Below are 19752 nucleotides of genomic sequence, written 5' to 3' on the forward strand. Positions count from 1 at the left end.
CGCTCATCGCTCGGGCGTCAGCCGGACCCGTGTGGGCCGCCGGGCAGCGGGATTGATCGGCGCCTCTTCGCTGGCCGCGCGGCGGGCGGGGAGATTCTGAGCCGAGGTGGCGATCAGATCGGTGGGCGTGCAGTCGAGGATGTCGCAGAGGGTGGCCAGCACCGGCAGGGACAGCCGTTCCGGGGTGCCGGAGACCAGACGGTGAACCTGGGAGGAGGACAGCGTGATGCCGCGTTCGGTCAGGTGCGGCAGGAGCTCGGCGACGGTGAACATACCTCGGGCGGCCATCAGCTCTCGCAGGCGCCACCGATAGCTGATCTGGCGTGGCATCACGAGATCCTTCCCGGCCGCAGAGCGGCCTCGATGGTGGCGTCCAGGACGCGACGCAGGGAGCGGGTGCGGAAGTCGGAGGAAACACAGGTGTAGATCGCGGTGGTGGACGCGTGGTCATGGCCGACCTGCTGCTGGACGAACAGCGGGTCGTGGCCGTCCTCGATCAGATGGGTGATGTAGGACCGGCGCAGCGAGTGGAACTCCAGCGCAGAATCCAGGCCGAGGGCGTCACGGTAGGCGGAGAATCGGGAGTCCAGCCGCTGGACCCCGATCCGTGGGCCTCGCTCGGACGGCCAGAGGGCCCGGCTGCTCGAGTGCCGCATCCCAGGCCGGACCTCGCTGATCCATTCCTCGACGGTGCCGGGTGTCCAGTGCCAGACGGTCAGCACGCTGCGACGCTTGGGCGGCGAGCCCTTCTTGGCCTTGCCATAGCGGACCAGCAGGGTGCCGTACTCACCGAACTCTCGGCCCTCCGGATTGCGGCCGAAGTCCGTGAGATCCAGCATCCGGGTCTCGTTGCGTCGCAGGCCGTAGGCGTATGCGACCTTGAACAAAGCGGCGTCCCGGAAGGCCGGCAACCAGCCCTTGCGGCCCTTGCCGCGAACGCGCAGGACCTCCTCGTCAGCATGGTCGAAGAACGCTTCCAACTCGGGCCTGGTGAAGGCTCGGCGTTCGGGCTGGCCCTCGGCTTCATCGGCGTGCACTGCGGCGTTCCAGTCGTAGACCACCTGGACGGGGTGGGGCCCGAAGTGCCGCAGACACTCGTCACCCCACCCGTAGGCGGGGTTGGTCAGGAAGTCGCAGAACTGCCGTACCGAACCCTGGTAGTTGCGCAGGGTGGAGCGGACGCAGCCGTGCACGGCCCGCAGATCGGCCGACCACTCATCGACGTGCTGTGACGTCCACTGCCACGGCATAGCGTCGGAATGCCGGGTGAAGGACCGGACCGTGCGTTCCTGGTCATCGATGTATCCCGGCGAGAGATTCCGGGCCAGCTGCTGGTTGCGCCAGCCCTTGATCATCGCCTCGAAGACTTGCTCATCCGGCCGCAGCATCGGCAGACCGTCGATCAAGTGCAGTCGAGCAGACCCTGGAACGAGACCGTCCCCACCCATCCGCCATCACTCTCCGTCTATCGCATCTGACGCGAGAATTTCGCATCAGATGCGACTCGGGGGCGTCTTCGCAGTTCAATCGCTCGATGGAGTGAGGTTCGCAGACGTCCGCCGACGCGATCGCTACCGTTCTACCGAGGTCAACGGCCCTGGTGGGCCCACTTCTGTGCGGTCCCGGGGCCGCCTCCAGGACAGGTGTCGCCTATCCGCATCCAATGCAATTGGCGTCGGTAGGAACAACGGTACAGCGGTTGGCGCTGAGAACGATCATGGTTCGGGCGTGAGAGTGCTGACCCGATTCTCGTACTCGCGGCGGGCCTTGCGCTGGGCCAGTACCGCCGGGACGCCCTGGCCGAAGTCGAGCGGTTGGCAGCGGGCGAGGAACTGGCGGTGCACGGCGGGGACGGCGGTGACGCGCAGGGTGTAGCCCTGGCCGCGCCGTACGGTCGTCCCTTGATCGAGCGCAGCGCGCTCGACGTCGTCCAGGTCGGTGGCGCGGAGGAAGTCGGCGACCTTGCCGGGCATGTCGAGGGTGACCGGCAGCTCCGGAGCCGGGACGTCTTCCTCGGCGGCGGTGTGGTCGGGTAGGAGGTCGGCGACGGCGGTGCGGATGGCGCCGCGGCTGACGCGGTGGTCGCGGGCGAGGGCGGCGATGGAGCGGCCCTCCAGGTACGCCTTGCGCACGGCTGCGGTCGCCCCGGCCGCGATGGCGGGGCGGCGACCGCCCTTGTTGCCCTTGGCCTCGGCGGCGCGCAGTCCGTCGTAGGTCAGCTCGCGCTGGAGTTCGCCAGCGGCGGCGAGGGTCTGCACCATGAACTTCACGGCCCCGGAGTCCTAGCTCAGACACCGGGGAGCAAGTAACCCGCCGGTAGCTTTCAGGGCTTCGCGGCCGTGGTCTTCTTGGGCTGGCGGGGCACGGTCTTCGTCTTGTCGAGGTGGCCATACACCGTCGACCGGGGCACGCCGAACATGTCGGCGATCTGCTGGACGGCCACGATCAGCTCGCGCTGGAGCTCGGCGAGCACGGACAGCATTCCGAGACCCCGGCCCGTTCGAAGATGGCGGTCGACCGGCTGATCGCGCGCAGGGAGGTGCACCTGCGGGAGAAGACCCTGTGGCGGATGCTCTACGAGACCGCCGGGCGGTTCGAGGAGATCCTGGGCGTCAACATCGAGGAGCTGGACGTCGCCGGGCGTCGTTGCCTGGTCAAGGCCAAGGGTGCCCGGACCAAGGCCCGCCGCCGGGGCCAGTCACGCGAGGACTACGTGCTGGAGCCCGTGTACTGGGATGCCGGCACCGCCCGGCTGCTGCCCCGGCTGCTCAAGGGCCGCACCCGCGGGCCGGTGTTTGTCACCCACCGCCGCCCGGGGCCGGGCAAGGTCGTCAGCTCCCGCGACGTATGCCCGGACACCGGGCTGGCCCGGCTTTCGTACGGGCAGGCCCGCGCCCTGCTCGACGAGCACACCGCCCTGCGCGGACCGGGTACGGGCTGGGACCTGCACGAGTACCGCCATTCCGCCCTGACCCACCTCGGCGAGCAGGGTGACTCGCTGTTGATGCTGATGGCGAAGTCCCGGCACAAGAAGCCGGAGAACGTCCGCCGTTACTTCAAGCCCTCCCCCGAGGCGATCTCCGAGCTGACCAGCCTGCTCGCCCCCGGCGACGCCCGCCGTTGACCGCCTGCGCCGGGCAGGGTAGGGCTGGCCCGGCAGGGGCGGGGCGTTCAACGCGGAATCACCCAGCCCGGTGCCCAGGTCCCGGCGGCGTCGTGGCCGGCCGTCGTGGCGGCGAGGTGGGTGCGGAGAGTGGCCAGCGCTGGGTGGGGGTTGTCGCGGTGCCAGAGGAGCGAGTGCGGGTAGACGGGCGTCGGGTCGGTCACCGGGATGCGGCGCAGGCCGTGGCCGGCGGGCCAGATGAGGCGGGTGGGCTCGCCCATGAAGGTGGCCAGGGCCGGTGTGTCGGCGATGGTGTCGAGGAGAGCATCGGAGCCGAAGTTGGGGCCGGTGGCCTCGATGGTGAGGCCGTACTCGGCGATGAGGTCGTCGTAGTAGGCGGCCCACTCGGTGCCGGGGGCGATGCCGGGCATCCAGATCCGGTGTCCGACGAGTTGGGCGAGGGGCACCGACTGGGCGCCTGCCAGTGCGTGGGCGGGGCCGGTGAGGAGCTGGAGCGGCTCGTCGAGCACCCGGACGGAGGCGATGTCCTCGGGAAGGGGTCGGCCGGGCGCGGCGACGGCGCGGAAGGACGCGTCGATCGCACCGGAGCGAATGGCAGTGACGGCCGTGTCGATGTCGAACAGCATCATCACGTCTAGGTCGATCTCGGGGTGTGCCCGGTGGAAGCCGCGCATCAGGCCCGACTGCGCGCTGCGCGAGGCGAGCACGTCGACGCGCAGCGGACGGCGGCCGGGGCGCACGGACGCGCCCGCGCGCTCGGCGACGCGCAGCAGCTCGCGTGCGTGGGGCAGGAACGCCTGCCCATCGATGGTGAGCTCAGCGCCGCGTGCGGCACGGGTGAACAGCCGCACGCCGAGCATGCGCTCCAGCGTGGCGATGCGTTTGGAGACGGCCTGCTGGGTGATCGACAGGTCGGCGGCGGCTTTCTGGAACTGGCCCGCTTCCGCGACGGCGACGAAGGTACGTACTGCTTCGAGATCCACGCCGACCCACCTTAGTGAACAACTGATTGTTGTGGATTGCTGGCGGGTCAGTTGTTTGACCTGCTGTTGTCCTGCCCGCTTATCTCTCATCGGTCAACGTCAGTTTGTTCGGGTGGGACCTCAACGGGAGTGCGCTGAGCATGGTGGGCAGGAGACGGTTGGGCCGGCAGTTCGGCTGGCTGTGGGCGTCATATGCGGTGAGCGCATATGGGTCCGGTCTGGGGTTCGGGGCGTTGCCACTGATCGCTGTGCTGGTGCTGCATGCCGGACCCGCTGAGGTGTCTGCGCTGTCCGCGGTGGGGCCTGCGGTGGGTGCGCTGATCGCGGCGCGGCTCGCGCCGTGGGTGGAGTTCCGGCGCAAGCGCCCGGTCATGATCATGATGGACCTGGCCCGGTTTGCGGCCATGGCGACGATCCCCGTCGCCTACGCCTTCGGATGGCTCAGTTTCGTCCAACTGCTCGTGGTCTCGGCCGTGGTCGCCGCAGCCAAGATCGCCTTCAACTCAGCCAGCGGCGCCTACCTCAAGGCCCTCGTCCGACCGGATGACCTGCTCGTCGCCAACGCACGGTTCGAGTCCACGAACTGGAGCTCCATCGCGGTGGGGCCACCGCTTGGCGGGGCGGCGATCGGCCTGTTCGGGCCGGTCACGACCGTGGTGGCCGACGCGCTCAGCTACCTGCTCTCCGCGTTGGGCATCACCGCGATCCGCGGCCGGGAAGAAGCAGCGCGAACGACCGACAAGGGCCCGGTCCGGGCGGGCGCACTGCTCGACGGCTGGCGACACCTCATGGGGCACCCCGGTTTGCGGGCGCTCTACCTCAACAACATGCTCGTCGGCGGTCTGATCATGGCCACCGAGCCCCTGCTGGCCGTGCTCCTGCTTCGCCAGCTCGGGTTCCCGCCCTGGCAGTACGGCCTCGCCTTCGCCGCGCCCTGTGTCGGCGGACTCATCGGCTCCCGGCTGGCCCGCCGTGTCGTGGTCCGCTACGGCCAGCACGCGGTCTTCCGGACCGTCGGCACCCTGCGCGCCATCTGGCTGATCGGTCTGGCCTTTGTCCGTCCCGGCGTCGTCGGTCTCGTCACTGTGATGGCCGTCGAGCTGGCCATCATCATCAACATGAGCCTGTACAGCCCGGTGCTCGCCACCTACCGGCTCGAACACACCCCCAGGCATCTCGTGGCCCGCACCCTGTCGGCCTGGTCGATCGGCCAGCAGACCTCCATCGCCGTCCTCACCGCACTCGCCGGGCTGCTCGCCGACGTCACCAGCACACGCACCGCTCTCACGGTCGCGGGACTGCTCATCCTGACCACCCCGCTCCTGCTTCCCCGACAGGACCAGACGTCGCAGCACGAGCCGGAACTGTCCCGCAGCCACTCATGAGGCACCACCAGAAACCTCCGCGCCCTCCGGCGGGCCGAGGCCGGCCGGAACGGCAACGCCTCTCCCTGGCCAACGGTGATAGCCGGCCACAGCGCCCTGGAATGTCTCCTGGCATGTGTGCTTCTCTTCGGCGTCACCACGATAGTCCGATGGGTGATCGGCCCATCCGTCATTTCCGATCAGGTCAAGCAGATTCACCTTCAACTGTTGATCGTCTGCGCGGCCGTCGGGGTGCTCACCGCCGAGTCCCCGACCGCCTACGCCCTGCTGCAGCCCGGAGCGGGCTGGACGGCGCCCGACTTGTTCGTGGCCGAGGCCGCCGGCATGGGCGTCATCGTGTTTCTCGTCGGGTACTTTCTCCGGAGTGCTCACCTGGCGCCCCTGGTCCCCTGGCTGGTCGGACTGCTGATCGGTGGAGCGACAACCCTGCTGGGCACCACCACGGGAGGCTGCGTCAACCCCGCACGCCAGTTCGGACCGGCCGTGGTCTCCGGGCTGCTCTCGTCCATGTGGGTGTACCTGCCCGCTCCGGTCGTGGGAGCTCTCGTCACGGCCCTCACCCTGGACCGGGTGAACAAGCACCGCACCTGACGCATCGGCTGTGCGGCACCGACGAAAGCGGTGCCCCCTTGAAAGAACCCAGATGAGTCGCCCGCACAGGAGGTGTGCCGGCAGATGCCGACAGCAGACCGGACCCGGCTCACGCGACTCCGGGAGTGGCTGTGCGTGCACGATCCGGAGTTCGCGGCGACACGCCGGGCCGGGCGTACCGCGCTTGTGATGCCCGCACTTTTCGCGCTGTGCTCTCACGTCATTCAGGCGCAAACGATAGCGACGTACTCCGCGTTCGGATCATTCTCCATGTTGCTGCTGGTCGACTTCACCGGTCCAATGGTGCAGCGGCTCCGGGCACACGTTGGCCTGGCGGCGGCGTGGGCCCTGCTGATCTGTCTCGGCACGCTGGTGGGCCGGACTACCTGGCTCGCGGTCGCCGTCATGGTGGTGATCGGCTTCCTGATCCTCTTCTCGGGTGTCGTCAGCTCGGTGCTTGCGGGTTCGACGACCGCCCTGCTCCTGGCGTTCGTCCTCCCGGTGACCACGCCGGCGCCGCTGTCGGAGCTGCCGGGCAGGCTGGCAGGCGCGGGCCTTGCCGCGCTGGCCGCCACGCTCGCGATCTCCCTCCTGTGGCCCCGGCCGGTCGCCGACCCACTCAGCGCGCCCGCCGCCCGGGCATGCCGCGCGGCAGCGGCGCAACTGCGCGCCGACGCTTCCCGGTCGGCCGGCGAACCGAATGCCCCGACGCCCGAGGAGGGCGAGGAAATCGCCGGCCAGGCCGCCGCCTCGGCGACCGATCTACGCACTGCCTTCGACGCGACTCCCTACCGGCCCACCGGACTGTCCACCAGTTCCCGCGCGCTCGTGCGCCTGGTCGACGAGCTCACCTGGCTCACCGCCGCCCTGACCGCACACCGGCACGCGACCGATGTCTTCGCGTGCGATCCCGAGACCCACGCCGTGCTGGGGACCGCCGCCACGGCCCTTGAGCAGGCAGCCGGCCTGCTGGAGGACCCGCACGCTCCGCTCAACCCGCTCCCGGCAGCCTCAGCCGACCTCAGAAAGGCCCTGGAGAGTCTCGAGCGCAGCGCCACCCTCCGTCTGCCCGTCGTCCGGCGCCCCGGAACCGAAGTGGATACTCGCGCCTTCATCGAGAGTTTGGACATGCCCTTCCGCGTCCAGAAGCTGGGATTCGCGACCCTTCAGATCGCGGCGAACGTACGCCTCGCCGTTGCGGCCGAACAGCGCAGTTGGCGTGAACGGCTGCTCGGCTACGAACCCGGCTCCGTCACCGAACCGCTTGCCGCTGCCCGCGAGCGGGCAGAGGCCCATCTCCAGCCTCACTCGGTCTGGCTGCACAACAGCCTGAGGGGCGCGCTCGGTCTCGGCATCGCCGTCGCCCTGGCGAGCCTGACTAGTGTCCAGCACTCGTTCTGGATCCTGCTCGGCACCCTGTCGGTTCTTCGCTCGAACGCGCTCAACACCGGGCAGAACGCGGTACGCGCCCTTGGTGGCACGATCGTGGGCTCACTCGCCGGCGCCGGGGTGCTCCGCCTGATCGGTCACCACGGCACCGCGCTCTGGTTCTTACTTCCCCTCGCCGTCCTCGTCGCCGGAATCGCCCCTACCGCGATCTCCTTCGCAGCCGGTCAGGCGGCTTTCACCGTCATGCTCGTCATCCTGTTCAACATCGGCCAGGACCCCGACTGGCACATCGCGCTGCTGCGCCTGCAGGACATCGCCATCGGCTGCGGAGTGAGCATGCTGGTGGGCATCTTCTTCTGGCCCCGCGGGGCAGCGGCCGCCGTCGACCGGGCTCTCGCCGCCGCGTACGCCGAAAGCGCCCACTACCTGGCCGGCGCGGTCGAGTACGCGGTCGGCAGGTGCGGCAATCGCCCCCCGGTCGCAGGGTCGCCGCTGAAGGAGGAGCGCCAGGCGGCCGCAGCCGCTCGGCGGCTGGATGACGCATTCCGCAGTTACCTTGCCGAGCGCGGCCCCAAGCCCGTTCGCCTGGCCGACCTGACCACCCTGGTGACCGGCATCGTCGGACTGCGCCTAGCAGCGGAGGCCGTGCTGGGGCTGTGGCAGCGCGCCGGCGCACAGTCCACCGGAACGGACCGTGCTGACGCCCGTCTGGTCCTGCTCACCATCTCCGACCGTGTGACCGGCTGGTACCGGGATCTGGCCGCATGCCTGGAGCACCGGGACTCGGTCCCCGACCCGCTTCCGCGCAACCCCGATGACGAGGCTTGCCTGGTCGAGTCCGTCGGTCGAGATCTTTGCGACGACCGTCGGCAGGCTGCCGACACGGCAGTCCGCATCATCTGGACCGCCGATCATCTCGACACCGCTCGCCGCCTCCAGCCCGGCCTCACAGCGGCAGCAAGGAGCCGACGGCGCTGACTCCGCGCCTGCGAGAAGCCCTCCGGCGAAGATGCCGATGTCGCCGGACTTAGAGGAGGACTTCCTGCGGCAGCGTTCGACGACCAGGGAGACGCTCAAGGGCGTCGGGAAGCTGGAGCGCGGCGACCTGCTGGCGGCGCTGCGGCACGTGGCCCGGCAGCCGGAGTCAACGCTGTTGCGCCTACCGGGCCTTCCATCCGGGTGGAGAGGCGCAGGTCGCCTGGTGATGGCGCCCATCGCCATGCCGATGCCGCCGATGGTCGACCCGACTGACAGCCGCCCGCCGAGGGTTCCGGACAAAGGCGTCCAATTGCCGTAACGCGGTGCAGCTGTCATGCCCGTGCGCGGGTATCGCTCTCAGGAAATGATCCCCTGCGTAGGAGTCACTGTGACGGGAGACGTCGGCGCTTCCAAAGACGCGCCTAGTGATCCTTTCGGTACGGCGGACGCCGCCACCGCCACCACCGATGAGCAGGGCATCGTGACCGGGTGGAGTGAGGGAGCGCGGCGTCTGCTCGGCTACCGGCCCGAGGAGGTCGTGGGGCGTTCGGCCCTCGACCTTCTCGCCGAGGATGTCCAGGCTCTCGGGGAGCCCCTGTTCGGACGGCAGAGCTGGAGCGGCCAGGTGGCGGTGCGGCATCGGGACGGCCGCCGTGTGGCGGGTGAGTTGCTCGCATATCACCGGGTCGTGCCGGACAGTGCCGACTGGCTCCTTGTGTGGCGGACGGGCCCGGAGCCGCGCCGATCACCGGACGACATCCCGGTCGAGTGGTGCTTCGACCAGTCACCGTGCATTCTGGCGATCTTCGACACGGATCTGCGGTACGTGCGGACGAACGCCGACGAGGAACGCGCGGTCGCTCTCACCGAGGAGCATCTGCGCGGGATGCGCGTGACGGAGATGGTGCCCCACCCGGAGTCCGAGAAGGTCGCCCATGCCATGCGCCGCGTGCTGGAGACCGATGAGCGGCAGCACCTGGAGATCTACCTGCGCGTCCCGGGCGAGAGCCGTGAGCACGCATGGTCGATTCATCTCGCACCGCTGAAAGACCCGGCCGGCCGCCTGCGCGGGGTGTCTTTCGCGGCGCACGACACCACCGACCAGTACGAGTCCCGGAAGCGGCTGCTGCTTCTCAACGAGGCCGGTACCCAGATCGGTACGAGCCTGGACATGACTCTCACCGCCCAGCAGTTGGCCGACCTGGCCGTTCCCCGGCTTGCGGATTTCGCCGACGTGGATCTGCTGACCAGTCTCGACGGCGGCGGTGAGCCGCCGCCCGGCCCGGTGACGGGCCCGGTCACCATGCGCCGTACCGCCCAGCGGTCCGTCCTTCAGGGAACGCCTGAGTCCGCGATCGGTCTGGGCGAGGCGGTCACTCATGCCGCCGCCTCCCCTCTGGCCGAGTCGTTGGCGGGGCGCCCGGCAAGATACCAGTGGACCGATCCTGCCCTGATCCGCTGGGCGGAGCACGAGCCGGCCCAGGCCGCCCGGCTCCGCGACATGGGAGCCCATTCGGTGATGGTGGTGCCGCTGCAGGCCCGCGGCGCCACACTCGGGGTGGCCCTCTTCGTCCGTCATCGGCGCGCGGACCCCTTCGAACACGACGACCTGCTGCTGGCGGAGGAGATCACCGCCCGAACGGCCGTATGCATCGACAACGCCCGCCGCTACACACGCGAGCGCATGACCGCCGTGACCCTGCAGCGCAGTCTGCTGCCCCAGCGGTTGGCCGAGCAGACAGCGGTCGAAGTCGCCCACCGCTATCTGTTCGCCGATGCTCAGGCCGGGATCGGCGGCGACTGGTTCGACGTCATCCCGATCTCCGGTGCCCGGGTCGCCCTGGTCGTCGGCGACGTCGTCGGCCGTGGCATTCAGGCGTCGGCCACCATGGGTCGGCTGCGCGCCGCCGTGCGTACCCTCGCCGACATCGATCTCCCACCCGACGAACTGCTCACCCACCTGGACGACGTCGTCATCCGCCTGTCCGCGGAAGCCACCGGTGACTCCGGCCCCCAACCCCAGGGAGAGGTCGGTGCCACGTGTCTCTACGCGGTCTACGACCCGGTCTCCCGCCGCTGCACCCTCGCCCGCGCCGGACATTTCCCGCCCGCGGTGCTCGGCCCGGACGGCGCCGTGGAGTTCCTCGACCTCCCCGCCGGCCCGCCTCTCGGCCTGGGCGGCTTTCCCTTCGAGGCGGCCGAGGTCGAACTGCCCGAAGGCAGCGTTCTGGCCCTCTACACCGACGGCCTCATCGAGGGCCGTCACCGCGACGCCGGGGAGGGGCTCGACGCGTTACGCCAAGCCCTGGCCCAGCCTGCCGGTTCTCTACAGACCGTCTGCGACGCCGTCGTCGACGCGGTGCTCCCCGATCGCTCCGACGACGACGTCGCGCTGCTCCTGGCCCGCACCCGCGCTCTCCGGGCCGACCAGGTCGCCACTTGGGACGTGGTGCCCGAACCGACGGCCGTCGCCGAGGTCCGCAAGAGCGCCCTCGACCAGTTGGCCGCCTGGGAACTGGAGGACTACGCGTTCGTCGCCGAACTGGTGGTGAGCGAACTGGTCACCAACGCGATCCGATACGGCCGGCCGCCCATCCGGGTGCGGCTCATCCGCGACCGCAGCCTCATCTTCGAGGTCCGCGACGAGAGCAGCACAGCGCCGCACCTCCGGCGCGCTCGGGTGTTCGACGAGGGCGGACGCGGCCTGCTCCTCGTCGCCCAGCTGACCCAGCGCTGGGGAACCCGGTACGCCCGGCACGGCAAGACCATCTGGGCCGAGCTGGACCTTCCCAGCCCATCTTGAGAGTTCCAGCCCTGGCACGGCTGCGCCGCTTCCCGGCCCTGCGGCGCGTGGCAGGCCGCGAGGACGACCCGCCGCCGGCTGGGCACGGTGCGGTGCACCAGGTGTCGTTCTTCACCGAGGCCGGCAACGGGTTCGCCGGGCCACTCAGCCGGTGGTGACGATTCAGAGGCTGGGAGCAGTCACTCCCTGGATCCTGCGTTCGGTCTCGCGGTGGCGGCGGAGGGTCTCGTCGAGTCCGGTGATGCGGGGTTCTCCGTCCTCGACCAGGAAGCGGCCGCCCACGACGGTGTGCCAGGCCCAGGTGGGGCCGCAGTTGAACAGGGCGGTGACGGGGTCGGCCAGGGCCCCGGCGTAGGGAAGGGTGTCCATGCGCCACACGGCCAGGTCCCCGCAGGCTGCGTGACGCAGAACGCCGACCTCTCCCTCGCGGCCGATGGCACGGGCGCCGCCGCGGGTGGCCATCCACAGGGCCTCACGGGCCGGCATGGCATCGGCCGTACCACCCCGCAGGCGGGCCAGCAGCATGGCCGTCTTGGTCTCCATCCACAGGGACTGGTGGTCGGCGGCGGTGGCGCCGTCGCAGCCGATGCCGACGGCGATGCCCGCGTCGAGCATCTCGCGTACGGGAGTGGGGCCGCCGGGCAGGCCGCCGCCGATGACGGTGGAACTCGGGCAGTGGGAGACGCCGACGCCGCGCTCGGCGAGCAGAGCCATCTCGGCCGTGGAGGGGTAGACGACGTGGGCGCACCAGGTGCGCTCGGTGAGCCAGCCGAGGGAGTCGAGGACTTCCAGGGGTCGGCGCTCGTAGCGGGCTGTGACGAACGCGTGTTCTTCGGGGTCGTCGGCGACGTGGGTGTGGAGGCGAACGGCGAGACGGTCGGCGAGCTCGGCCGTCCTGGTCATCGTGGAGGGGGTGCAGCTGAGCAGGTTCGTGGGCCCGAAGGCGACGCGGACCATCGCGGACGGAGCGGGGTCGTGGTGCCGGGCGAACAGTCGTTCGCAGTCCGCGAGGTATGCGTCCTCGTCCTCGGCGAGGTGGTCGGGACAGATGCCGCCGTTCTGCTCCCCCATGGTCATCGTGCCGCGGACGGCGGTGAACCGCATGCCCAGCCGGGCGGCTTCGTCGATCTGGGCGTCGAGGAGCCCGGGCCTCGGGTGGAGGTAGAGGTGGTCGACCGTCGTGGTGCATCCGGACCAGGCGAGTTCGGCCATACCGACGGCGGTGGACAGCCGGACGGCCTCTTCGTCCAGTTGCGACCACATCCCGAAGTAGTGCCAGAACCAGGCCTCCAGGCTGCCGTCCAGGTCCGGCCGGTCTCCGGATCGGGTGAGGTTCTGGTACAGGTGCTGGTGGGAGTTGACCAGTCCGGGGGTGACCAGACAGCCGCCGGCGTCGACGGCCTTCAGGGCAGGAGGCGGCGGGTCGGCAGCGGTTCCCAGGCCGGTGATCAGACCGCCGGTGACGGCGACCCAGCCTCCGGGCAGGTCGCCGAGGGCTTCGTCCATGGTGACGACCAGGTCGGCGTCGCGGATCAGCAGATCGGCGGCGGTCACGCCTCAGCCTCCGGATAGTCGTCGAGGATGGCGAGCGCGGCGGCGGTCGCGGCGACCGGGTCTCCGGCGCGCACGGCTTCGAACAGCGACGTGTGGAACGGGTCGTCACCGGCGTCGTCCATGCACTGGTTGGCCTTGACGGTCTCCCACAGTGCGTCGCTCATGTTGCGGTAGAGGTCGCTGAGCAGTTGGTTGTGGGACGCCTCGGCGATGCGCAGGTGGAAGTCGACATCGGCGTCGGTGAACGCGTCCACGTCCCCGGCCCGTCCGGCGGCCTCCCTGCGTTCCATGGCTTCGCGGAGCGAGGCGAGGTCGTCATCGGTGCGCATGGTGGCGGCGAGGCGGGCGGCGACGATGTCCAGGCCGCGGCGGACTTCCAGGATGTCGGCGGTCCTGGCCCGGTCGAAGTGCCGGCGCAGCGCGACCTGGCTCTCGTCGGTGGCGGTGACGTAGGTGCCGTCGCCCTGCCGGGTGGTGAGCAGCCCCGCGTGGACGAGCACCCGGACCGCCTCGCGGATGGAGAGCCGGCTCACGCCCAGGGTTTCGGCGAGCTTGTCCTCCGGCGGTATCCGGTCGCCGACCTGCCATGTGCCCCGCGCGAGCTCGCCGCGCATCTCGTTGATCACGGTGTCGACGATCGACACCCGTCCGACGCGTTTCATGCACCCTCTTCCCAGTCATCTGATGACTTGATAACCATATGACCCTCCGAGGATGGAGATCCAGCCCTTCCACCGACTCGAAGGGGGTCGGTCGTTGGCATGCCCCACGCCCTGTTCACCCATATACGTCCCCATGGCGGCGATCCTCACGACGTCCTGGTGACCGACGGCCGCATCGCGGCCATCGATCCCGCGACCCGGCCCGGGGACTGTGCCGTCGTCGACGGGGGCGGCGCTCTCGCCCTGCCGTCCCCCGTCGACGCACACATCCATCCCGACAAGTCGGCCTGGGGCCGGCCGTGGCTGAGCCGGAAACCCGCCGGCACGCTGCGCGAGTTGATCGCGGACGACGTCGCCGCTCAGCGCGCCATGACCTCTCCGGTGCGCGAGCGCGCCGGCGCCCTGATCGCCCGGGCCGTCGGCCGCGGCACCAGGGCGATGCGCGCGCACGCCGATGTCGCACCGGTCCACGGCCTCTCCCACGTGCACGGCATCCGCGCCGCCGCCGCTCCGTTCGCGACGGCGATGGACCTGCAGGTGGTGGCCTTCCCCCAGCTCGGCCTCCTCACCGAGCCCGGCACCGCCGACCTGCTGGAGCAGGCGGTCAAGGAGGGCGCCGACATCGTCGGCGGCCTGGATCCGGTCGGCATCGACGGTGATCTGGATGGGCATCTGGACGTGCTGTTCGGCATCGCCGAGCGCACCGGCGCGCCCATCGACATCCATCTGCACGACCGCGACCGTGCGGGCCTTCAGCAGATCGCGGAGATCACCCGCCGTACCCGGGCCGCGGGCATGCAGGGCAAGGTCACGATCAGCCACGCGTTCTGCCTGTCCGACTGCGGCCCCGGGGAACTGGAGCGCACCGCCGAGCTGCTGGCCGACGCGGACGTGGCGGTGACCACGTGCGCGCTGGGCGCCGAGCCGGTCGTGCCCTTCCGGCCGCTGGTGGCTCGGGGCGTGCGGGTGGGCGCCGGTTCGGACGGAGTGCGGGATGCATGGACCCCGTTCGGCGACGGCGACATGTTCACCCGTGCGCACCTGCTCGCGTACCGCACCGACGCCCGTACCGACGAGGATCTGGCGGCGTGCTACGCCGTGGCGGCGCACGGCGGCGCGGACGTCATGGGCCTGGAACGGTCCGACCTGCGCATCGGCGACCCCGCCGACTTCGTCCTGCTGGCCGGGGAGTCCGTCGCCCAGGTCCTCGTCGACCGGCCGTTGCCCTCGATGGTCGTCCGGGCCGGGAACGTGATCGCCCGTGACGGACGGCTCGAAGGGAGCCTTCGGTGAAGCGCCGCCGGCCGGCCCTGCTCACCGGCGGACTCGCACTCACCCTGACCGCCTGCGGCACCACGGCGCTGGGAGGGGCGCAGCTGGCCCACACGGCGGCGAACCTCGCCACCACCACGGCGGCGGCCGCCCACGGCGTGGACCGGATCACCTGGAACCTGCCGTACGAGCCGCAGACGCTCGACCCGATCCGCTCCTTCAACTACGCCGAGAACACCGCGCTGGCGAACATGTGCGAGAGCCTGATGCGGCTCACTCCCGATCTGAAGATCCGCCCCGGTCTGGCCGAGAAGGCCGAGAATCCGACCCCGACCCGGTGGGTCTACACGCTGCGCAGGGACGTCAGGTTCTGGGACGGCAACCCGATGACCGCCGACGACGTGGCGGCCTCCCTCAACCGCCACCTCGACCCGGCGCTCGGCACCTGGTGGAGCGACTACTTCCAGACCGTCGCCTCGATCAAGGCCACCGGGCGGTACCGGGTCACGGTGGACCTCAAGCAGCCCGACGTGCTCTTCAACCAGGCCATGGCCACCGCTGCCGGGGCGGTCGTGGAGAAGTCGTTCCTGGACAAGGCCGACAGGAACCTGGGCTCTCCCACAGGCGGCCTCATGTGCACCGGACCCTTCGAGTTCGCCAGCTGGAAACCCGGCGACTCGCTGCGGCTGACCCGCAACGACCACTACTGGAACAGCGAACTGAAGGCGAAATCACGGACCTTGTTGTTCCGTTTCATCGCCGACGAGACCACCGCGGTCAACGCCCTGCGATCCGGCGAGGTCGACGGGCAGTACTTCTACCTCCCCCCTGCCGGGCTCAGCCAACTGCGCGACTCCCGCGCCGGATCGGTCACACTGGGCCGCTCCCTCACCTTCTGGGCCCTGCTCGGTGCCGCCAGGTCCGGGCCGTACGCCGACCCGCGCGTGCGCCAGGCGCTCTCGGCCGCTCTCGACCGCCCCGGCATCGCCCGGGTGATCTTCCAGGGGGCCGCCGCCCCGGAAAGAGCGTTGGCCAACTCCGACTACTGGGGCTACGCCGCCGGCACCTTCCGCGCCGCACACGGCGCTCTGCCCGAGGCGAGCCCCGACCTGACCCGCGCCCGGCGGCTCCTGCGCGCCGCCGGCAAGCCGTCCCGGCCCCTCACCATCGGCATCCAGGGCAGTTCCGCGGTGCACGAACAGACGGCGAGCATCATCAAGGCCGCCGGCGAGGACATCGGGATCCCCGTCAAGATCAAGGTCATCCCGGTCGAGCAGTACGGCAACCTCTACAGCGACGCCAAGGCCCGTGAGGGCATCGACGCCTTCCTCAGCACCTGGTACGGCAACATGCCCGATCCACTCGACGTCTACCGGGTCTTCACCAAGGGCGGCCGGTCCAACTTCGACGACTACGCGTCCGTGGACGGCGCCGTCAAACAGGCACAGGCCGCCTACGACCCGCGACAGCGGGCCGCACTGGTCAGCAAGCTCCAGGCCACGGTCAGCCGAGACGATCCCTGGACCCCCATCACCTCCCTCCCCGTCATCCTCTACATGAACAAGCGGATCACCGGAGCGGTCGCCTCGTTCTCCTACCTGTACTACCCCTGGGCCGTCGGGATCGGTGCGCGATGAGGTGGCCGATATTCCTGGCGAGGCGGCTGGCCGCGCTCGCGGCGGTCCTCCTCGTGGCCTCGTTCCTGGTGTACGGACTGCTCTACACGGTCCCCGGCGGTCCGATGTCGTTCCTGCTGGGCAATCGCAGCGGCACACCCGAGCAGATCGCGGCGATCCGCCACCAGTACCACCTCGACCAGCCGTTCCTGGTCCGCTACTTCAGCTGGCTGGGCGACGCGCTGCACGGTGACTTCGGTCAGTCCCTGGTCTACCGCCAGGACGTGTCCGACCTGATGTCCACCCGGCTGACGACGACGGGGCTGCTCGTGCTGTACGCCACGGGCATCATCGTCGTCGCGGGCGTCGCCCTCGGCCTGCTCGGAGCGCTGCGACGGGGCCCGGTCGACACGGTCGTCTCCGCCGTGAACAGCGTCTTCCTCGCCACTCCCCCCTTCGTCGTGGGCGTGGTGCTGGTCGTCGTCTTCGCCCTCGGCCTGGGGTGGTTCCCGGTCTTCGGCCCTGGAACGGGCTTCGGGGACCGGCTCTATCACCTGACCCTGCCCGCGATCGCGCTCAGTCTCGGCAGCGTCGGCTTCCTGGCCCGCATCACCCGCGCCTCGGTGGGCGAGGAGTTGGGCCGCGAACACGTGGAGACCGCGCGCAGCCGGGGACTTCCCGAATCTCACATCGTGCGGCGGCACGTGCTGCGCAACGCCTCGATCCCGGTCGTGACCGTCACGGGCCTGACCGTGGCCGGCCTGATCGCGGGCTCCGTGGTCGTGGAGAACATCTTCGCGCTGGACGGGCTCGGTTCGCTCCTGGTGCGGGCCATTCTCCAGCGGGACTTCGCCGTGGTGCAGGGCGTCGTCCTCGTCCTGGTCACCGCTTTCGTCATCGTCAACCTGGTGGTCGACCTGTGCTACTCGCTCATCGACCCCCGTCTGTCTCCCGGGGAGGCGGCATGAGGACACGCCTGGGCCCGACGGGCCTGGCCGCGGTCGCACTGCTGGCGGTCATCGCCGTGGTCAGCACCTGTGCACCGCTGCTGGCGCCCTACGATCCGGACCGGCCCGACCTCTTGAACGCACTGGCCGGGAGCACCGGCAGCCACCTGCTCGGTGGTGACGCGCTCGGCCGGGACATCCTGTCGCGGCTGATGTTCGGGGCCCGCACCACGCTCCTGGGACCGCTGATCACCATCGCGCTGTCCACGGTGGTGGGGACCGCACTCGCGATCACCGCCGCCTGGTCCGGAGGCCGGGTCGACGCCGTCATCTCCCGGCTGCTCGACGTCCTGTTCGCCGTCCCCGGCATCGTGTTCGCCCTGGTGACCGTGGCCGTACTCGGTCCCGGTATGACCGGAGTGGTCATCGGCCTCTCCGTGGCGTACATGCCCTATGTGGCCCGCGTCGTCCGCAGCGCGGCGCTGCGTGAGCGCAACCTGCCCTACGTCGCCGCCGCCTGGCTCCAGGGCAGGTCGGCCGTGGCCATCTGCTGGCGGCATCTGCTGCCCAACCTGCGCCCGCTGATCGTGGCCCAGTCCGTGTCGGCGTTCGGTTTCGCGATCATCGACCTGGCCGCGATCTCGTTCCTCGGACTCGGTGTGCAGCCGCCCTCCGCCGACTGGGGCCTGATGGTCAAGAGCGGACTGGACGGCGCGATGCGCGGCCGGCCGATGGAGGCCATCAGCGCGGGCGTACTGATCGTGGTCGTGGTGGTCGCGGTGACGGCGCTCGGCGACCGGCTGGGCAGTCGGCAGGGAGGTGCGCGATGAGCGAGGACCTGCTGGTCCTGGACCGGCTGCGGCTCGAGGTGCCGGCCGGCCGCAGACAGTGGCGGACACTCGTCGACGACGTCAGCCTCACCGTCGCCCCGGGCGAAGCCGTCGGCCTCGTCGGCGAATCCGGCTCGGGCAAGTCGATGACCGCGCGGTCCGTCCTTCGACTGACCCCACCCGGCGCACGGCTGGGCGGCCGGATCTCCTTCGACGACACCTCGGTCCTGGAGCTGGGCACGCGCGAGTTGCGCGCCCTGCGGGCGCGGCGCATCGCGATGATCTTCCAGGAGCCCCGGGCACACATCAACCCCGTCCGCAGCATCGGTGACTTCCTCACCGAAGCGCAGATCACCAATCTGTCGGCCTCCCCGAAACAGGCGCACGCCAAGGCCGTGCGGCTCCTCGCCGACGTCGGCATCACCGACGGCGAGCGACGGATGCGGCAGCATCCGCACGAGCTGTCCGGCGGGCTGCTGCAGCGCGTCATGATCGCATCGGTGCTGGCCGCGGAACCCGATCTGGTGCTCGCCGACGAGCCCACGACCGCTCTGGACGTCACCACCCAATCGGAGGTGATGGCCGTCCTGGACGAACTGCGCAGGGATCGCGGCATGGCGATGTTGCTGATCACCCACGACATCGGACTCGCCGCGGCGACCTGCGACCGCATCGGCGTCATGTATGCCGGACGGATCGTGGAGGTGCAGTCCGCCGAGGCGCTCACCGAGTCGCCCCGGCATCCGTACTCCCGTGGCCTGCTGTCCTCCCGGCCGAGCCTGGACCGGGTCGTCCATCCGCTGCCCGTCGTACCCGGCCGGGCGGTCGCGGCCTTCGAGGCGGAGGAAGGCTGCGCCTTCGCCCCGCGCTGCGCGGTCAGCACACCGGAGTGTTCTGCCGTCCGCCCCCCGCTGCGCGCGGTGGACGGCGCCCACGTCGCCTGCATACGAGCGGAGGAACCGTGACCGAGATCCTGGTCAGGGCCGAGGGGCTGCGCAAGGTCTACGGGAAGGGCTCCGTCGCCGTCGACGGCCTGTCCTTCACCGTCGCCCGCGGTGAATCGCTGGCCGTCGTGGGCGAGTCGGGTTCGGGCAAGACCACCGTCGCCCGCATGCTGCTGGGTCTGGAAACGCCCACGGCCGGCACGATCAGTGTCTGCGGACGTCCGCGCAAGGGCCGTACCACCTCGGCCGAACGGCGCCGCCGGGCCCGGGAGATCCAGATGGTCTTCCAGGACCCGTACTCCTCGCTCGACCCGTTGCAGCGCATCGGGGACGTCATCGAGACCAGCCTCGCCCTGCACTTCCCGCTGAGCGCGCGGCAGCGCCGCAGCCGGGCTCTGGAACTGCTCGACGCCGTGGGACTGACCGACCGGCACGCCACGATGCTGCCCCGCCAACTCTCCGGCGGACAGCGACAACGCGTCGCCATCGCCCGCGCCATCGCCGTCGAACCGCAGGTTCTGGTACTGGACGAGGCGGTCGCGGCACTGGACGTCTCCGTACAGGCGCAGATCCTCAACCTGCTGGCCGACATCCGCAGCCGCAGCCGCATCAGCTACGTGTTCATCTCCCACGACCTGGCGGTCGTCAACCAGATCAGCGACACGGCGATCGTG

General features: G+C 70.2%; 18 protein-coding genes and 1 pseudogene. 12 read left to right on the forward strand and 7 right to left on the reverse strand.

Going from position 1 to position 19752, the window contains the following annotated elements:
* Positions 1-3: 3 nt before the first annotated feature.
* From BZY54_RS01125 to BZY54_RS01140, 4 genes are all read right to left on the reverse strand, one after another.
* A complete protein-coding gene (locus BZY54_RS01125; RefSeq protein WP_086722435.1) occupies positions 4-330 on the reverse strand; it encodes a helix-turn-helix domain-containing protein in 327 nt (108 codons plus the stop codon).
* Entirely contained in the window at positions 330-1388 is a 1059-nt protein-coding gene (locus BZY54_RS01130) for a tyrosine-type recombinase/integrase (RefSeq protein ID WP_244216886.1), read from the reverse strand. The genes BZY54_RS01125 and BZY54_RS01130 overlap by 1 nt, the downstream gene beginning before the upstream one ends.
* Positions 1389-1715: 327 nt before the next feature.
* Complete coding sequence (locus BZY54_RS01135) at positions 1716-2261, reverse strand: resolvase (RefSeq protein WP_244216890.1); 546 nt, start codon at positions 2259-2261, stop codon at positions 1716-1718.
* 62 nt (positions 2262-2323) lie between these two features.
* Positions 2324-2482: a helix-turn-helix domain-containing protein gene (locus BZY54_RS01140; RefSeq protein ID WP_244216887.1), complete on the reverse strand. Its 159-nt coding sequence runs from the start codon at positions 2480-2482 to the stop codon at positions 2324-2326.
* Between BZY54_RS01140 and BZY54_RS01145 the strand changes: the two are divergent.
* A pseudogene (locus BZY54_RS01145) lies at positions 2483-3124 on the forward strand (site-specific integrase); the annotation flags it as partial.
* 47 nt (positions 3125-3171) lie between these two features.
* Here the strand turns inward: BZY54_RS01145 and BZY54_RS01150 are convergent.
* Positions 3172-4107: a LysR family transcriptional regulator gene (locus BZY54_RS01150; protein ID WP_086722437.1), complete on the reverse strand. Its 936-nt coding sequence runs from the start codon at positions 4105-4107 to the stop codon at positions 3172-3174.
* Positions 4108-4247: 140 nt separating this feature from the next.
* Between BZY54_RS01150 and BZY54_RS01155 the strand changes: the two genes are divergently transcribed.
* From BZY54_RS01155 to BZY54_RS50680, 5 genes are all read left to right on the forward strand, one after another.
* Positions 4248-5492 (forward strand): MFS transporter, encoded by a 1245-nt coding sequence (locus BZY54_RS01155; protein ID WP_086722438.1) that lies wholly within the window; start codon positions 4248-4250, stop codon positions 5490-5492.
* A 153-nt stretch (positions 5493-5645) separates the two neighbouring features.
* Entirely contained in the window at positions 5646-6083 is a 438-nt protein-coding gene (locus tag BZY54_RS01160; protein ID WP_143667969.1) for an aquaporin, read from the forward strand.
* Positions 6084-6353: 270 nt separating this feature from the next.
* Positions 6354-8450 carry an FUSC family protein gene (locus BZY54_RS01165; protein ID WP_244216888.1) on the forward strand — a complete coding sequence of 699 codons (2097 nt, stop codon included), beginning with the start codon at positions 6354-6356 and terminating at the stop codon, positions 8448-8450.
* A 364-nt stretch (positions 8451-8814) separates the two neighbouring features.
* Complete coding sequence (locus tag BZY54_RS01175; protein ID WP_086722442.1) at positions 8815-11253, forward strand: SpoIIE family protein phosphatase; 2439 nt, start codon at positions 8815-8817, stop codon at positions 11251-11253.
* Positions 11250-11411, forward strand: coding sequence for a hypothetical protein (locus BZY54_RS50680; RefSeq protein ID WP_158103788.1), 162 nt, complete (start codon positions 11250-11252; stop codon positions 11409-11411). The genes BZY54_RS01175 and BZY54_RS50680 overlap by 4 nt, the downstream gene beginning before the upstream one ends.
* A gap of 4 nt (positions 11412-11415) precedes the next feature.
* On the opposite strand, the gene BZY54_RS01180 is transcribed toward BZY54_RS50680, so the two are convergent.
* Both BZY54_RS01180 and BZY54_RS01185 read right to left on the reverse strand, forming a co-directional pair.
* Positions 11416-12807 (reverse strand): amidohydrolase family protein, encoded by a 1392-nt coding sequence (locus tag BZY54_RS01180; protein ID WP_244216889.1) that lies wholly within the window; start codon positions 12805-12807, stop codon positions 11416-11418.
* Positions 12804-13469 (reverse strand): FadR/GntR family transcriptional regulator, encoded by a 666-nt coding sequence (locus BZY54_RS01185; RefSeq protein WP_086722443.1) that lies wholly within the window; start codon positions 13467-13469, stop codon positions 12804-12806. The genes BZY54_RS01180 and BZY54_RS01185 overlap by 4 nt, the downstream gene beginning before the upstream one ends.
* 99 nt (positions 13470-13568) lie before the next feature.
* On the opposite strand from BZY54_RS01185, the gene BZY54_RS01190 reads away from it, so the two are divergent.
* The 6 genes from BZY54_RS01190 to BZY54_RS01215 form a co-directional block, all read left to right on the forward strand.
* Complete coding sequence (locus BZY54_RS01190; protein ID WP_086722444.1) at positions 13569-14762, forward strand: amidohydrolase family protein; 1194 nt, start codon at positions 13569-13571, stop codon at positions 14760-14762.
* Positions 14759-16378 carry an ABC transporter substrate-binding protein gene (locus BZY54_RS01195; protein ID WP_086722445.1) on the forward strand — a complete coding sequence of 540 codons (1620 nt, stop codon included), beginning with the start codon at positions 14759-14761 and terminating at the stop codon, positions 16376-16378. The genes BZY54_RS01190 and BZY54_RS01195 overlap by 4 nt, the downstream gene beginning before the upstream one ends.
* Positions 16375-17325, forward strand: a complete 951-nt coding sequence (locus BZY54_RS01200; RefSeq protein ID WP_086722446.1) for an ABC transporter permease — start codon at positions 16375-16377, stop codon at positions 17323-17325. The genes BZY54_RS01195 and BZY54_RS01200 overlap by 4 nt, the downstream gene beginning before the upstream one ends.
* The gene (locus BZY54_RS01205) at positions 17322-18134 is read left to right on the forward strand and encodes an ABC transporter permease (RefSeq protein ID WP_086722447.1); all 813 of its coding nucleotides are present in this window, start codon (positions 17322-17324) and stop codon (positions 18132-18134) included. The genes BZY54_RS01200 and BZY54_RS01205 overlap by 4 nt, the downstream gene beginning before the upstream one ends.
* The gene (locus tag BZY54_RS01210) at positions 18131-19099 is read left to right on the forward strand and encodes an ABC transporter ATP-binding protein (protein ID WP_086722448.1); all 969 of its coding nucleotides are present in this window, start codon (positions 18131-18133) and stop codon (positions 19097-19099) included. The genes BZY54_RS01205 and BZY54_RS01210 overlap by 4 nt, the downstream gene beginning before the upstream one ends.
* Positions 19096-19752 (forward strand): ATP-binding cassette domain-containing protein (locus BZY54_RS01215; protein ID WP_086722449.1); only part of this gene is annotated, 657 nt, incomplete at its 3' end. The genes BZY54_RS01210 and BZY54_RS01215, both read left to right, overlap by 4 nt.

This window comes from Streptomyces carpinensis, from assembly GCF_002154505.1.
In the GTDB taxonomy this organism is placed as follows: domain Bacteria; phylum Actinomycetota; class Actinomycetes; order Streptomycetales; family Streptomycetaceae; genus Streptomyces; species Streptomyces carpinensis.